Genomic DNA, 13,241 nt, shown 5'->3' with positions numbered 1-13,241 from the left:
GGCTGTACAGGCGGCGGTGGACACCGCACAGTGACCGACTGATCGAACACGCGTTGAACCCGGTGTCCACCGCCGCCTGTACAGCCTCCCGGAGGGCCGCGTTCGCCGGGCGATCGTCCGGTCACGGTAAGCGAATCCTGTGCAAACCGCCTGTACGGGGCAGGAACCATTGCGTCGCGGGCGCCCGTCGTGCATGCTCCGGGGAACCGCCACGGAGAGTGCGCGGGATCTGGGCTAAGGAGGAGTGCCGCCGTACCCTTGGGGGTATGGGGACGGGAAGACGATTCCCGGACACAGCTTTCGCCACAGACTGTCGTCCCCGACAAAGGATCACATCGCCGAGACAGCCATGGCCGGTCACGAATTCTTCGAACCCGCGGACCGCAAGCGGCCGGTCGCCGATCCCACGGCGGCCGATCCCCAGGCGGCGCAAGAATCACGCCATCCCTGCGATCCGGCGTTCAAGCACGGCGTAGTCGTCGGCTTCGACGGGTCGAACTCCAGTGAGCGCGCCCTCGCCTACGCGATCGGGATGGCCCACCGCACCCGGTCCGGGCTGATCATCGTGCACGTGGCCAACCGGCTGCCCACCACGGTGTGGGCGGGCTGCGAGCCCCCGGTCTTCGTGGACGTCCCCGACCACCGCACCGAAGTCCTCGGCCTGGAGCTCGCGTGCGCGGACTACCTCGCCGAGGTGCCCTGGATCCTGGTCGAGCGCGGCGGTGACATCTGCCACGAACTCGAAGAGGTCGGCAAGGAGTACGAGGCGGACGCGATCGTGGTCGGCTCCTCGCACGGCATCGTGGGACGCCTCTTCGGCTCGGTCGCCGGCCGGCTCGCCAAGCGGGCCCAGCGGCCGGTCGTTGTCATCCCGTAACTTCCCCAAATCCCTTTCGTGACCTGGCACATCGGTGTGCCGACCGCCCAAGCTACTCGCGCGTAGAAGGTGTTTGTGCCCTTGTGAAGGGCATGTATCGGTCACCGCACAACTGCACAGGCATGAAGGGAGCCCGCCGTGGCCAATGACGTCTCTGCGGGAAGCACCACCACCACGATCGCCGGCCGACTCGCCCTGTTCGTCACCTTGTTGGCGTTCGGCCTCGGGTACACGAGGGTCGTCCACTCCGTGACGGCGGACGACGCCGTGACCATCGCTCACTATGTCGGCGGCGTAGCCCTGTTCCTCGTCGGGCTGCTGGCGTTCCGCGACCACGACAACGCCTCCGGCACGGCCTTCACCGCCCTCGGAGCCCTGTGGTTCACCTGGGCGCTCTCGGCCGGCAACCAGATCTCGGCCAACGGCTCGGGCCTCTTCCTGGCCCTGTTCGCCGCCGTCGTCCTCTCGCTCACCCTCGCGGGCGGCGACCAGCTCACCCAGGCCACCTACGGGCTGTTCTTCGTCTCCCTGCTCCTGCTCGCCGTCGCACGCTTCGCCGACAACTCCAGCCTGGCGAAGGTGGGTGGCTGGTTCGCCGTGGCGGCTGGGGCCGTGGCCTGGTACGCGGCGACCGCGGCCCTCGCCCACTGGCCCACGGTCCTTCCGCGACGCGCCGCCGGCCGGGGTGTGACGGCCACCGGCTGAGCGCCGCCGGGCCGGGAGTCTGGGCGGGCCCCGGCCCCTGAAGAGAGCGACCCCCTGTGCGGGTGGCACACAGGGGGTCGTTCACATCCGGCCGTGTTCGGCGCATCCGGCCGGCAGCGGCGGCCGGGGGGGGCGGTGTCTACTCCACCGTCACGGACTTCGCCAGGTTCCGCGGCTTGTCGATGTCCCGGCCCAGCGCCAACGCCGTGTGGTAGGAGAGGAGTTGCAGCGGGATGCCCATGAGGATCGGGTCCAGCTCGTCCTCGTTCTTGGGCACGACGATCGTCTGGTCGGCCTTCTCCTGCTCCTGGTGGGCGACGGCGAGGATCTTGCCGCTGCGGGCCTTGATCTCCTCCATGGCCGCGCGGTTCTTCTCCAGCAGGTCGTCGTCCGGCACGATCGCCACCGTCGGCAGCGCGGACTCGATCAGCGCCAGCGGACCGTGCTTGAGCTCGGAGGCCGGGTAGGCCTCGGCGTGGATGTAGGAGACCTCCTTGAGCTTCAGGGAGGCCTCACGGGCCACCGGGTAGCCCCGGACGCGGCCGATGAAGAGCATCGAGCGGGCGTCGGCGTAGCTCTTCGCCAGCTCCTTGATCTCCTCCTCCTGCTTCATGATCTCGGAGATCTGCGCCGGCAGCCTGCGCAGCCCCTCGATGATCCGCTTGCCGTCGCGCACCGACAGGTCGCGGATCCGGCCGAGGTGCAGCGCGAGGAGCGCGAAGGCCACGGTCGTGTTGGTGAAGCACTTGGTGGAGACCACGCAGACCTCGGGTCCGGCGTGCACGTAGATGCCGCCGTCCGCCTCGCGGGCGATCGCCGAACCGACCACGTTCACGACCCCGAGCACCCGGGCGCCCTTGCGCTTGAGCTCCTGCACGGCCGCCAGCACGTCGTACGTCTCACCGGACTGGGAGACCGCGATGTACAGCGTGTCGGGGTCCACGACCGCGTTGCGGTACCGGAATTCGGAGGCCGGCTCGGCGTCGGCGGGGATGCGGGCCAGCTCCTCGATCATCTGGGCGCCGATCATGCCCGCGTGGTAGGAGGTGCCGCAGCCGAGGATCTTGACCCGGCGCACCGCGCGCGCCTCGCGGGCGTCGAGGTTGATGCCGCCCAGGTGAACGGTGGCGAACCGGTCGTCGATCCGGCCGCGCAGCACCCGGTCCACGGCCTCGGCCTGCTCGTGGATCTCCTTGTGCATGTAGGTGTCGTGGCCGCCCATGTCGTACGAGGCGGCCTCCCACTCCACGGTGGTCGGCTCGGCGGTCGTCCGGGTGCCCTCGGTGGTGTACGTACGGAAGTCGTCGGCCTTGAGGGTGGCCATCTCGCCGTCGTCGAGGGTGACTATCTGCCGGGTGTGGGTGACCAGCGCGGCGATGTCGGAGGCGACGAACATCTCCTTCTCGCCGATGCCGAGCACGACCGGGGAGCCGTTGCGGGCCACCACGATGCGGTCGGGGAAGTCGGCGTGCATGACCGCGATCCCGTACGTCCCCTCGACCAGGTGGAGGGCGGCGCGGACCTTCTCCTCCAGCGTCTCGGCCTCGGAGCGGGCGATGAGGTGGGTGAGCACCTCGGTGTCGGTCTCGGAGAGGAACTCCACGCCGTCCGCCTCCAGCTTGCGGCGCAGGTCGGCGGCGTTGTCGATGATGCCGTTGTGCACGACGGCGACCTTGTCGTCGGCCGACATGTGCGGGTGGGCGTTCACGTCGGACGGGGCGCCGTGGGTGGCCCAGCGGGTGTGGGCGATGCCGGTGGTGCCCTTGAAACGCGCCGGTACCTTCGCCTCCAGGTCGCGGACCCGGCCCTTGGCCTTGACCATCTTCAGGCCGGCCGTCTTCGGCGAGGAGACGACGATGCCCGCCGAGTCGTAGCCGCGGTACTCCAGGCGCTGCAGGCCCTCCAGGAGCAGCGGGGCGACGTCACGCTTGCCGATGTATCCGACGATTCCGCACATATAAGTCCCTTTTGTCCCCGAGTTGATGCCGCTGTCGGCTCTCGCGGCGATGGTCAGCCGTAGACGATCCGCCGCAGCTGCCGGAGCGAGAGCTCCGGCGGTGCCACCGCGCGGTACTTCAGTTCCGTCCCGATCCGTTCGAAGATCTCGACGTTCACCAGGCCCTGGGCCTGCAGTTCGCGGTGGCGGCGGCGGACGAACTCCTCGGTCGTCTCGTCGAAGTAGGCGAGCACGTCCTGGACCACCCGCAGCGCCTCGCCCCGGTTCAGGGGCGTGGAGCGCGTCAGATGATCAACGAGTTCGTCGTGCACCCGGTAGATCCTGGAGTACCGGAGGTGCTTTCGCAAGAATCTTGCCCGATTTCGGGCAGACCCCTGTTAAGGTACTGGTGAAACGCTGTTCGCGCACTGTCCATCCGGCGTCCCGCGTCGTGTCGCGCTGGTGAAGCATTTTCAGACGCCATGGACATTCCTCGCATGGGCGTACCCGAGAAGCTGGCCGAGCGCATGAGCATGGCCGAGCAGCACGAGTACCTGCGCTCCCGATTCTCCCGGCGCACGATGATCAGAGGCGGCGCGGTCACCCTGGGCGCCGTCGCGGGTGGCGCGTTCGTGACGGGTACCACCGCCCAGGCCGCGGTTCCGGCACAGCGCACCGCCTCCACCACGGCCACCGCCTCCCCGGCCGAGGCCGTCGACGGCGCCCTCGTCGCCCCCTTCGGCCGTCACCTCACCTACGGCAACGACCCGCGCACCGAGATCACCGTCTCCTGGCAGGTCCCGGTCGCCGTCAAGAAGCCGTTCGTCCGCGTCGGCGCCCACCCCTGGGACCTCTCCCGGAAGATCCCCGCCGAGGTCCGCACCCTGTACACCCCGGCCGGTGTCGGCGCGAGCGGCGACCGCACCCAGTACTACCTGCACGCCAAGCTCACCCACCTGCGCCCGGGCCAGACCTACTACTACGGCGTCGGCCACCAGGGCTTCGACCCGGCCGAGCGCCACCTGCTGGGCACCCTCGGCACCTTCACCACCGCCCCCGCGCAGAAGGCGCCGTTCACCTTCACCGCCTTCGGCGACCAGGGCGTCAGCTACCACGGCCTGGCCAACGACGCCCTGATCCTCGGCCAGGACCCGGCCTTCCACCTGCACGCCGGCGACATCGCCTACGGCGACCCGGCCGGCCAGGGCAGGACCGACGACACGGGCTTCGACTCCCGCGTGTGGGACCAGTTCCTGTACCAGACCGAGTCCGTCGCCAAGCAGGTCCCGTGGATGGTCAGTTACGGCAACCACGACATGGAGGCCTGGTACTCGCCCAACGGCTACGGCGGCGAGGAGGCCCGCTGGACCCTCCCGGACAACGGCCCCGACTCCAGGAACCTTCCGGGCGTCTACTCCTTCGTCTACGGCAACACCGCCGTCATCTCGCTCGACGCCAACGACGTCTCCTTCGAGATCCCGGCCAACCTCGGCCTCTCCGGCGGCACGCAGACCAAGTGGCTGGAAGCCCAGCTGAAGAAGTTCCGGGCGAGCAAGGACGTCGACTTCGTCGTCGTCTTCTTCCACCACTGCGCCTACTGCACCTCCACCGCGCACGCCTCGGAGGGGGGCGTGCGAAAGGAGTGGGTGCCGCTGTTCGAGAAGTACACCGTGGACCTGGTCATCAACGGCCACAACCACGTCTACGAGCGCACCGACGTCCTCAAGGGCGACCAGGTCACCAAGAAGCTGCCGATCGGCGGCACCGCCTACCCGGAGACCGACGGCGTGGTCTACGTCACCGCGGGAGCGGCCGGCCGAAGCCTGTACGCGTTCAGCGCCGACCAGTCCTACGAGGGTCACGAGAAGGACAACGAGTCCGTCTCCTCCTTCGTGTGCCTCGCGGACGGCGCCCGGCAGAAGGAGACCGTCGCCTGGTCGCGCGTGCGCTACCTGGACTACTCGTTCCTGCGCGTGGACGTCACCCCGGCAGCCAAGGGCCGCTACGCCACGCTGACGGTGCGCGGCATCGCGGAGACCGGTGAGCAGGTCGACCACTTCACGGTGGCGCGCCGGGCGAAGTAGCCCTCGGGCCGGCAGGCGGCCCTCGAACCGGCTCTCACATGCGTTTGAGGACCGCCTGCTTGGCCATGCTGAACTCCTCGTCGGTGAGTACCCCGGTGCGGTGCAGCTCTCCCAGCTCGCGCAGCCGCCGCAGCAGCGCGTCGTGCGCGTCCTCGACGGCGGGCACGCGCTGCTCGGGAACCGCGGCCTGAGCGGCACCCGGCAGCTGCGCCTCCAGTATGGCCTCGGGGCCCGCCGCCCGCAGCCGTGCGGCCCCGGCGGCAGGGGCCGACGGGTGCGGCAGCCGGGCCTGCACCGCCGCCGCGACCAGCGCCATCAGCGGGTCCTTCTTGAACCCCCACAGCTCCACGGCGTTCGGGTCGTACTTGGGCGGGGTCTTGCCGGGGGAGCCCGTGACGGTCAGGCGCAGACAGCCGTTCTCCAGTCCGGCGGCGGGCAGCCACTCCACGGCGGTGATGTCCGCGAGCGCGAGAGTGCGGGCCCCGGCGGCGGCCTTGGCGTCCTCCGTCTTCCAGTTCCACTCCAGCCGGACGTGCTCGCCGTCGAAGCTCGCCGTGCCGTCCCCGGCGGACACCGACACCGGCACGTGCGGCCCGGGCAGCAGGTACTCCGTCACCGGATCGGAGGAAACCTCCTCCAGTTGCAGGGCGCCGCGCACCTCGTCCACGAAGTACTCGGCGACGCCGTAACGGTCGGACTCCACGAGCAGCTGGTAAGGGTCGTTGGGTTCGGTCAGCCGGCCGCCGGTCGCGTGCAGCAGCGGGTCGGCGCCCTCGCGCAGCCGCAGCCTGAGCCGCCCCGCCCTCTTGCCCTGCTCGAAGGAGATCCCCGCCAGGGCCTCCAGGGGGACGGTGAGTTCACCCAGGGTCCGGCGGAGCAGACTGACGTTGCGGTCCCGTCCCGGAGTCAGCCGCAGGGCGTCGCCGTCGAACGCCCAGGTGCCGTCCTTCTGGATGATTTCCGCCATGGGGTGATTGTTTCACCGGTTCTGTGAGAGCAGTGGTCTATACCCGTAGGGGCCCATAGAGTTCCAAGGTCCCCATCCGTGTGTGAAGGGAGCGCATGTGAGACGGCACCACAGCACGACTCCCCCTCCGACCTGTACCCCCCGTACGGCCAGAACCACCCGGGTGACCCGCGTCCTGGGCTCGCTGCTGCTCGTGACGGCGGCCGGGGCCTTCGCCGTCGGCGCCGCACCAGCCGAACAGGCGTCCGCCGAACAAGTATCCGGTGGGCAGGCCCGGGCCGCGCAACCGCTCAGCCAGGTGATCCCCGCACCAGCGTCCGTCAAGGCGGGCGGACCCGCGTACCGCATCACGTCCGGCACCCGCATCCGCGTCGACGGCGGCCGGGAGGCCCGCCGGGTCGGCGCGTACCTGGCCGACGTCCTGCGGCCCTCGACCGGCTACCGGCTGCCGGTGACCACGCAGGGCGCGGCCGGCATCCGCCTGCGCCTGGAGAAGGGCCCGTTCGGCGCCGAGGGCTACCGCCTCGACAGCGGTGCCGGCGGCGTGACGATCACGGCCCGTGAACCGGCCGGCCTCTTCCACGGCGTGCAGACGCTGCGTCAGCTGCTGCCCGCCGCCGTCGAGAAGAAGTCGGTGCAGCCCGGTCCCTGGCTGGTCGGGGGCGGCACCGTCCAGGACAGCCCGCGCTACGCCTACCGCGGCGCCATGCTCGACGTCTCCCGTCACTTCTTCACCGTCGACCAGGTCAAGCGCTACATCGACGAGCTCGCCCTGTACAAGATCAACGAGCTTCACCTGCACCTCAGCGACGACCAGGGCTGGCGCATCGCCATCGACTCCTGGCCGCGTCTGGCGACCTACGGCGGCTCCACCCAGGTCGGCGGCGGCCAGGGCGGCTACTACACCAAGGCCGACTACAAGGAGATCGTCCGCTACGCCGCCTCCCGCTACCTGGAGGTCGTGCCGGAGATCGACATGCCCAGCCACACCAACGCCGCCCTCGCCTCCTACGCCGACCTGAACTGCGACGGCGTGGCGCCCCCGCTCTACACCGGCACCAACGTCGGCTTCAGCTCGCTGTGCGTGGGCAAGGAGGTCACGTACGACTTCGTCGACGACGTGATCCGCGAGCTGGCCGCCATGACCCCGGGCCGCTATCTGCACATCGGCGGCGACGAGGCGCACTCCACGAGCCGTGAGGACTACGTGAAGTTCATGGACCGCGTGCAGCCGATCGTCGCCAAGTACGGCAAGACGGTCATCGGCTGGCACCAGCTGACCGGCGCCACCCCGGCCAAGGGCGCCATCGCCCAGTACTGGGGCCTGGACTCCACCGGCGCCGCCGAGAAGGCGCAGGTCGCCCAGGCCGCGCAGAACGGCACCGGGCTGATCCTGTCCCCGGCCGACCGCGTCTACCTCGACATGAAGTACACCAAGGACACCCCGCTGGGGCTGGCCTGGGCAGGCTACGTCGAGGTCCAGCGCTCCTACGACTGGGACCCGGGCAGCTATCTGCCGGGCGCCCCCGCCTCCGCGGTGCGGGGGGTCGAGGCCCCGCTGTGGTCGGAGACCCTCAGCAATTCCACTCAGATCGACTACATGGCCTTCCCCCGGCTGCCCGGCGCCGCCGAGCTGGGCTGGTCGCCCGCGGCCACGCACGACTGGAACACCTACAAGGTGCGGCTCGCCGCGCAGGCGCCCCGCTGGGACGCCCTGGGGATCGGCTACTACCGGTCGCCGCAGGTGCCCTGGACCACTGACTAGCCCTCGCGGACACCGACGGGCGCCCCGGAGGACCGTACTCCGGGGCGCCCGCCCGTCTTCGTGCCGTGCCGGGGCTACCGCCCCGCGAGGGGGTTGGGCAGGGTGCCCACCAGCTGCAGCGCGCCCGACGGATCGGCCAGGTCAACCATCTGCCGGTTGTCGCGCAGCTGGAGCCGGTTGAGGCAGGACAGCGGGAACTCGGGGGCGAACAGGTCGTACTGCCGGAACCTGTCGGCGAGCTCGGGCACCGACTCCTGGTACTCGCGCACGACCTCGGCGACCGTCCTCCAGAAGCCGTCCTCCTCCAGGATCCCCTCGGTGGCCAGGTGGGCGGCCAGGAAGCGGAAGAAGCAGTCGAAGACGTCCGTGAAGATCGACAGGAGCTTGTGGTCCTCCGGGACCCGGACCCGGACCCGGCCCACCTCCGGCGGCAGCACCGCGTCCGGGTCCATCACCGCGATCTCCTCGGCGATGTCCTTGAAGACCGCCCGCTGCACCACGCCGTCCCGCAGCACGAGGATGACGTTCTCGCCGTGCGGCATGAAGGCCAGGTCGTAGGCGTAGAAGCTGTGCAGGAGCGGGGTGAGGTAGGCGCGCAGGTAGTGGCGCAGCCACTCGGCCGGCGACAGCCCGGAGCGTTCGATCAGCGCGCCGGCGAAGGTGGCGCCCTCGTGGTCCACGTGGAGGAGCGAGGCCATGGTCGCCGGGGTCTCGCCGCTTCGCAGGCAGGGCACAGGGCTCTCCCGCCACAGCGCGGCCAGCATCTTCCGGTACGGCGAGTACCGGTCCGTCGCCGCCTCGTACTCCAGGTGGCGGTAGCCGACCGCCGCACGCTCCCGGATGATCGTCAGGCCCGTGGACTTCAGCACCGGGTCGCCCTCGACGAGCCGGGCCAGCCAGTCGTTGATCGCCGGGGTGGCCTCCATGTAGGCGGCGGACAGCCCCCGCATGAACCCCATGTTGAGGACCGACAGGGCGGTCTTCACATAGTGCTTCTCCGGGTGGGAGGAGTTGAAGAACGTCCGCACGGACTGCTGCGCCAGGTACTCGTCGCCGCCCTCGCCCAGGCAGACCAGGTGCCGGCGGGCGACCTCGGCGGCGAAGGTGACGGCGAGCTTGTTCCACCACTGCCACGGATGGACGGGGATGAGGAGGTAGTCGGCCGGGTCGAGGCCCTGGCCGGTGAGCACGCCGTGGAACCGGCGGACCGTCTCCTCGCCCAGCTCCGCCCGCAGGAACGTCTCGTACTCGATGCCGGTGCCCGCCGTGAACGCCGCCCTTGAGCGGTGCGCGGCCAGCCACACCAGCCGGACGGGGCTCGCGGTCTCGGGGGCGTACGACAGGTACTCGTGGACACCGAAGCCGAGTCGGCCGTTGTTCGCCACGAAGCACGGATGGCCCTCGGTCATGCCGGTCTCGATGTCCTGGAAGGAGCCCCGGGCCAGCTCGGCCGACGCGATCCGCGGCTTGGTGAGCTTGTAGCAGGTGCTCGAGAGGGTGGAGGAGATCTCCTCCAGATAGACCGGCAGGATCTCCTCGCTCAGACCGAGGGACGACTTCAGCTCGATGAAGAAGTCCAGGGCGGCGAGGGGGAGTTCGACGCCGTCGTGGTGGCGGGTGATCGAGTCCGGGTCGACCTGCCAGTGGTCGAGGGCGTACCGGGCGGCCGTGAACCGGTAGCGGGTGCGGCCGTCGTCGCCGCGGACGACGTACCCGCCGTCGTCGGTCTGCTCGGGAGTGATCAGCCGCTCGTGCGCGAACTCGGCGAGGGCCTTGCGTATCAGGAGGCGGTTGGCCCGCTCCCAGCGTTCGGGGGAGAGATGGGCCACGGCGTCGGCGAGGGTCACGCGCGCACCCCCGTCGCCGCGGCGAACCGCTCCCGCGTGCAGAAACTCAGCAGTGCCCGCTTCTCCGGCTTCCGGATCTCCCGCTCGGGGACGAACCCGACGGCCTCGTTCAGCGCGTGCACGGCCGTGTTGCGCACGTCCGGCTCGACCACGACCCTGCGCACGGCCGGGTCCTCGAACAGGTGCCGCAGCACGGCGGTGATCACACCCCGCGTGAAGCCGTGCACGGGTGTGTCGGTGGGCGCGACCAGGAAGTGCATGCCGACGTCGCCCGGCTCGGGCTCGTAGAGGCCGACCAGTTCGCGGTGGGCGGGGTCGTAGCGCTCCATCAGGAAGGCGGGCTCGCCGTCGGCCAGGCCGAGGAAGGCGTGGTGGTACTCGTCGGCCGCGATCTCCCCGTAGGCGCGCTCGACGTCCCCGGGTCCGGCGTCCTGCATCATCCAGAACGTCGCCTTGGGGTGGGTGACCCAGCCGTGCAGCAGCCCGGCGTCCTCGACGGGGTCGAGCGGACGGATGGTGAAGCTCATACGGCGAACTCCTGGAAGGCGATCGTCTTCTCGACCGGGTAGTACTCCGTGCCGAGCAGCTCGCGGATGATGTACGAGTTGCGGTACGCGCCCATGCCCAGGTCGGGGCTGGTGACGCTGTGGGCGTGGACGCCCGCGTTCTGGAGGAAGACGCCCCGGCCCGTGACGTCGATGGCGTAGTTGCGGCCGATGTCGTGGTTGCCGTGCGAGTCGTACCGCAGGCGGTGCCGGACGGGGCCGAGGAACTCCGGTTCGGTGTACCGGTAGCCGGTGGCCAGGACCAGGCCCTCGCTGGTCAGTTCGTACTCCTTCTGCTGCTCCTCCTGGCGCAGGCTCAGGGTGTACGTGCCCATCTCGTGACGGGCGCCGGTGAGGGCCGAGTTGGTGAGCAGGCGGGTCGGGACCGGGCCGCCGAGGTTCTTCTGGTACAGCAGGTCGAAGATGTCGTTGACGAGGTCGCCGTCGATGCCCTTGAACAGGCTCTTCTGCTGGGCCGTGAGCCGGTAGCGGGTGGCTTCCGGGAGCGCGTGGTAGTAGTCGACGTACTCCGGGGAGGTCATCTCCAGGGTGAGCTTGGTGTACTCCAGCGGGAAGAAGCGCGGGGAGCGGGTCACCCAGTTCAGCTGGTAGCCGTGGACGTCGATCTCGCTGAGCAGGTCGTAGTAGATCTCGGCCGCCGACTGGCCGCTGCCGACCAGGGTGATCGACTTCTTGCGCTGCAGCTCCGCCTTGTGCGGCAGATAGCGCGAGTTGTGGATGAAGTCGCCGCCCAGGTCCCGGCAGGCGTCCGGGATGTGGGGCGGGGTGCCGGTGCCGAGGACCAGGTGACGGGCGCGGAACGTCTCGCCGGTGCGGGTGCGGACGACGTACACCTCGTCCTCGTACGTCACCTCGGTGACCGTGGTGGAGAACCGGATGCTGCCGAGTTTGCCCGCCGCCCAACGGCAGTAGTCGTCGTACTCGATCCGGAGCGGGTAGAAGTTCTCACGGATGTAGAACGAGTACAGTCTGCCCTTCTCCTTCAGGTAGTTCAGGAAGGAGTACGGCGAGGTCGGGTCGGCCAGCGTGACCAGGTCCGACATGAACGGGGTCTGCAGGTGGGCGCCGTCGAGGAACATCCCCGGGTGCCACTCGAAGTCGGGCTTGGACTCCAGGAAGACGCCGCTGAGTTCGGTGATCGGCTCCGTGAGGCAGGCGAGGCCGAGGTTGAAGGGGCCGAGCCCGATCCCCACGAAGTCGTAAGGGTCGTTCGGGGCTTCAGGACGCGCGGTCAAGGAACTCTCCCAGGTACTGCTCGGCGTGGCCGGCGATCAGGTCGAGGACGGCGGCGAGGTCGGCCGCCCGGGTCTCGGGGTTGAGCAGGGTGAACTTCAGGTAGTGGCGGCCGCCCACCTTGGTGCCCGCGACCACGGCGTCGCCGGAGGCGAACAGGGCCTTGCGGGCGTGGAGGTTGGCGCGGTCGATCTCGACCGGATCGGTGACGGCCGCCGGGATGTAGCGGAAGACGAGCGTGGACAGGGCGGGCTCCACCACGACGTCGAAGCGGGGGTCGGTGACCAGCAGCCGCCAGCCCTCCCGCGCCAGGTCGCAGACCTGGTCGAAGAGCTCGCCGACACCGTCGGCGCCCATCACGCGCAGCGTCATCCACAGTTTGAGCGCGTCGAAGCGGCGGGTCGTCTGGAGGGACTTGTCCACCTGGTTGGGGATGCGCTCCCGCACCATGCGGCGGGGGTTGAGGTACTCCGCGTGGTAGGTGGCGTGCCGCAGGGTGGCCGTGTCCCGGACCAGAACCGCGGACGAACTCACGGGTTGGAAAAAGGACTTGTGGTAGTCGACGGTGACCGAGTCGGCGTGCTCGATGCCGTCGATGCGGTCCCGGTACTTCAGGGAGGCGAGCAGTCCGCAGCCGTAGGCGGCGTCGACGTGCAGCCAGGTGCCGTACTGGGCGCACAGTTCGGCGGTCTCGGGCAGCGGGTCGATGGAGCCGAAGTCGGTGGTGCCGGCGGTGGCGACGACGGCCATCGGGACCAGGCCGCCTCGGCGGCAGCGCTCCAGCTCATGGGCGAGCGCGACCGTCCGCATGCGCTTGTCGTGGTCGGCGGGGATCGACACGACGGCGTCCGGGCCCAGGCCGAGGAGTTTCGCGGACTTCCTGACGCTGAAGTGGCTCACCTCGGAGGTGAAGACGCGCAGTTTCGCGAGGTCGGAGGTCTTGGCCTCCTCACGGGCCAGCAGCAGTGCCTGGAGGTTGGACTGGGTGCCGCCGGAGGTGAACACGCCGTCGGCGGCGGGCCCGAGTCCGACGCGCGCGGCCGTCCAGTCGATGAGCTTGCGCTCGATCAGGGTGCCGCCGGCCGACTGGTCCCAGGTGTCCAGGGAGGAGTTGACGGCGGACAGCATGGCCTCGCCGAGGACCGCCGGGATCACGACCGGGCAGTTGAGGTGGGCGACGTAGCGGGGGTGGTGGAAGTAGACCGCGTCCCGCAGGTAGACCTCCTCCAGCTCGTCGAGGACCGCCGTGGTGTCGTGCAGC

The 13,241-nt window shown here is 69.8% G+C and carries 11 protein-coding genes; 4 read left to right on the top strand and 7 right to left on the bottom strand.

Going from position 1 to position 13,241, the window contains the following annotated elements; genetic code table 11:
• Positions 1–349 precede the first annotated feature (349 nt).
• Positions 350–877, top strand: a complete 528-nt coding sequence (locus tag BZY54_RS32445; protein ID WP_086728902.1) for a universal stress protein — start codon at positions 350–352, stop codon at positions 875–877.
• A 138-nt stretch (positions 878–1,015) separates the two neighbouring features.
• Positions 1,016–1,582 carry a GPR1/FUN34/YaaH family transporter gene (locus BZY54_RS32440; protein WP_086728901.1) on the top strand — a complete coding sequence of 189 codons (567 nt, stop codon included), beginning with the start codon at positions 1,016–1,018 and terminating at the stop codon, positions 1,580–1,582.
• 139 nt (positions 1,583–1,721) lie between these two features.
• Here the strand turns inward: BZY54_RS32440 and glmS are convergent, their stop codons facing one another.
• A complete protein-coding gene (gene glmS / locus BZY54_RS32435; protein ID WP_086728900.1) occupies positions 1,722–3,539 on the bottom strand; it encodes a glutamine--fructose-6-phosphate transaminase (isomerizing) in 1,818 nt (605 codons plus the stop codon).
• A 53-nt stretch (positions 3,540–3,592) separates the two neighbouring features.
• Entirely contained in the window at positions 3,593–3,850 is a 258-nt protein-coding gene (locus tag BZY54_RS32430) for a hypothetical protein (protein WP_086728899.1), read from the bottom strand.
• Positions 3,851–4,015: 165 nt separating this feature from the next.
• Between BZY54_RS32430 and BZY54_RS32425 the strand changes: the two genes are divergently transcribed.
• Positions 4,016–5,602, top strand: coding sequence for a purple acid phosphatase family protein (locus BZY54_RS32425; protein WP_208640842.1), 1,587 nt, complete (start codon positions 4,016–4,018; stop codon positions 5,600–5,602).
• A 34-nt stretch (positions 5,603–5,636) separates the two neighbouring features.
• Here BZY54_RS32425 and BZY54_RS32420 read toward each other — a convergent pair whose 3' ends face one another.
• Complete coding sequence (locus tag BZY54_RS32420) at positions 5,637–6,569, bottom strand: DUF4429 domain-containing protein (protein WP_086728897.1); 933 nt, start codon at positions 6,567–6,569, stop codon at positions 5,637–5,639.
• A gap of 97 nt (positions 6,570–6,666) precedes the next feature.
• On the opposite strand from BZY54_RS32420, the gene BZY54_RS32415 reads away from it, so the two are divergent.
• Positions 6,667–8,334 (top strand): beta-N-acetylhexosaminidase, encoded by a 1,668-nt coding sequence (locus BZY54_RS32415; protein ID WP_086728896.1) that lies wholly within the window; start codon positions 6,667–6,669, stop codon positions 8,332–8,334.
• Positions 8,335–8,408: 74 nt separating this feature from the next.
• Here BZY54_RS32415 and BZY54_RS32410 read toward each other — a convergent pair whose 3' ends face one another.
• From BZY54_RS32410 to desA, 4 genes are all read right to left on the bottom strand, one after another.
• Positions 8,409–10,181, bottom strand: a complete 1,773-nt coding sequence (locus BZY54_RS32410; RefSeq protein WP_086728895.1) for an IucA/IucC family protein — start codon at positions 10,179–10,181, stop codon at positions 8,409–8,411.
• Positions 10,178–10,708, bottom strand: a complete 531-nt coding sequence (locus tag BZY54_RS32405) for a GNAT family N-acetyltransferase (RefSeq protein WP_086728894.1) — start codon at positions 10,706–10,708, stop codon at positions 10,178–10,180. Before BZY54_RS32405 ends, BZY54_RS32410 begins: the two co-directional genes overlap by 4 nt.
• On the bottom strand, positions 10,705–11,982 hold the full coding sequence (locus tag BZY54_RS32400; protein WP_086728893.1) for a lysine N(6)-hydroxylase/L-ornithine N(5)-oxygenase family protein: 1,278 nt from the start codon (positions 11,980–11,982) through the stop codon (positions 10,705–10,707). Before BZY54_RS32400 ends, BZY54_RS32405 begins: the two co-directional genes overlap by 4 nt.
• The coding region (gene desA / locus BZY54_RS32395) for a lysine decarboxylase DesA (RefSeq protein WP_107419879.1) at positions 11,966–13,241 on the bottom strand (1,276 nt) is incomplete at its 5' end. The genes BZY54_RS32400 and desA, both read right to left, overlap by 17 nt.

The organism is Streptomyces carpinensis, assembly GCF_002154505.1.
Lineage (GTDB): Bacteria > Actinomycetota > Actinomycetes > Streptomycetales > Streptomycetaceae > Streptomyces > Streptomyces carpinensis.
The sequence above is the reverse complement of the archived record's forward strand: the minus strand, read 5'-3'. Positions and strand labels throughout refer to the sequence as shown.

What these genes read in the sequence shown, in the direction of transcription:
- BZY54_RS32420 (WP_086728897.1), bottom strand. Translation starts at nt 6,569, where the DNA reads ATGGCGGAAATCATCCAGAAGGACGGCACCTGGGCGTTCGACGGCGAC.
- BZY54_RS32425 (WP_208640842.1), top strand. Translation starts at nt 4,016, where the DNA reads ATGGGCGTACCCGAGAAGCTGGCCGAGCGCATGAGCATGGCCGAGCAG.
- glmS (WP_086728900.1), bottom strand. Translation starts at nt 3,539, where the DNA reads ATGTGCGGAATCGTCGGATACATCGGCAAGCGTGACGTCGCCCCGCTG.
- BZY54_RS32445 (WP_086728902.1), top strand. Translation starts at nt 350, where the DNA reads ATGGCCGGTCACGAATTCTTCGAACCCGCGGACCGCAAGCGGCCGGTC.
- BZY54_RS32405 (WP_086728894.1), bottom strand. Translation starts at nt 10,708, where the DNA reads ATGAGCTTCACCATCCGTCCGCTCGACCCCGTCGAGGACGCCGGGCTG.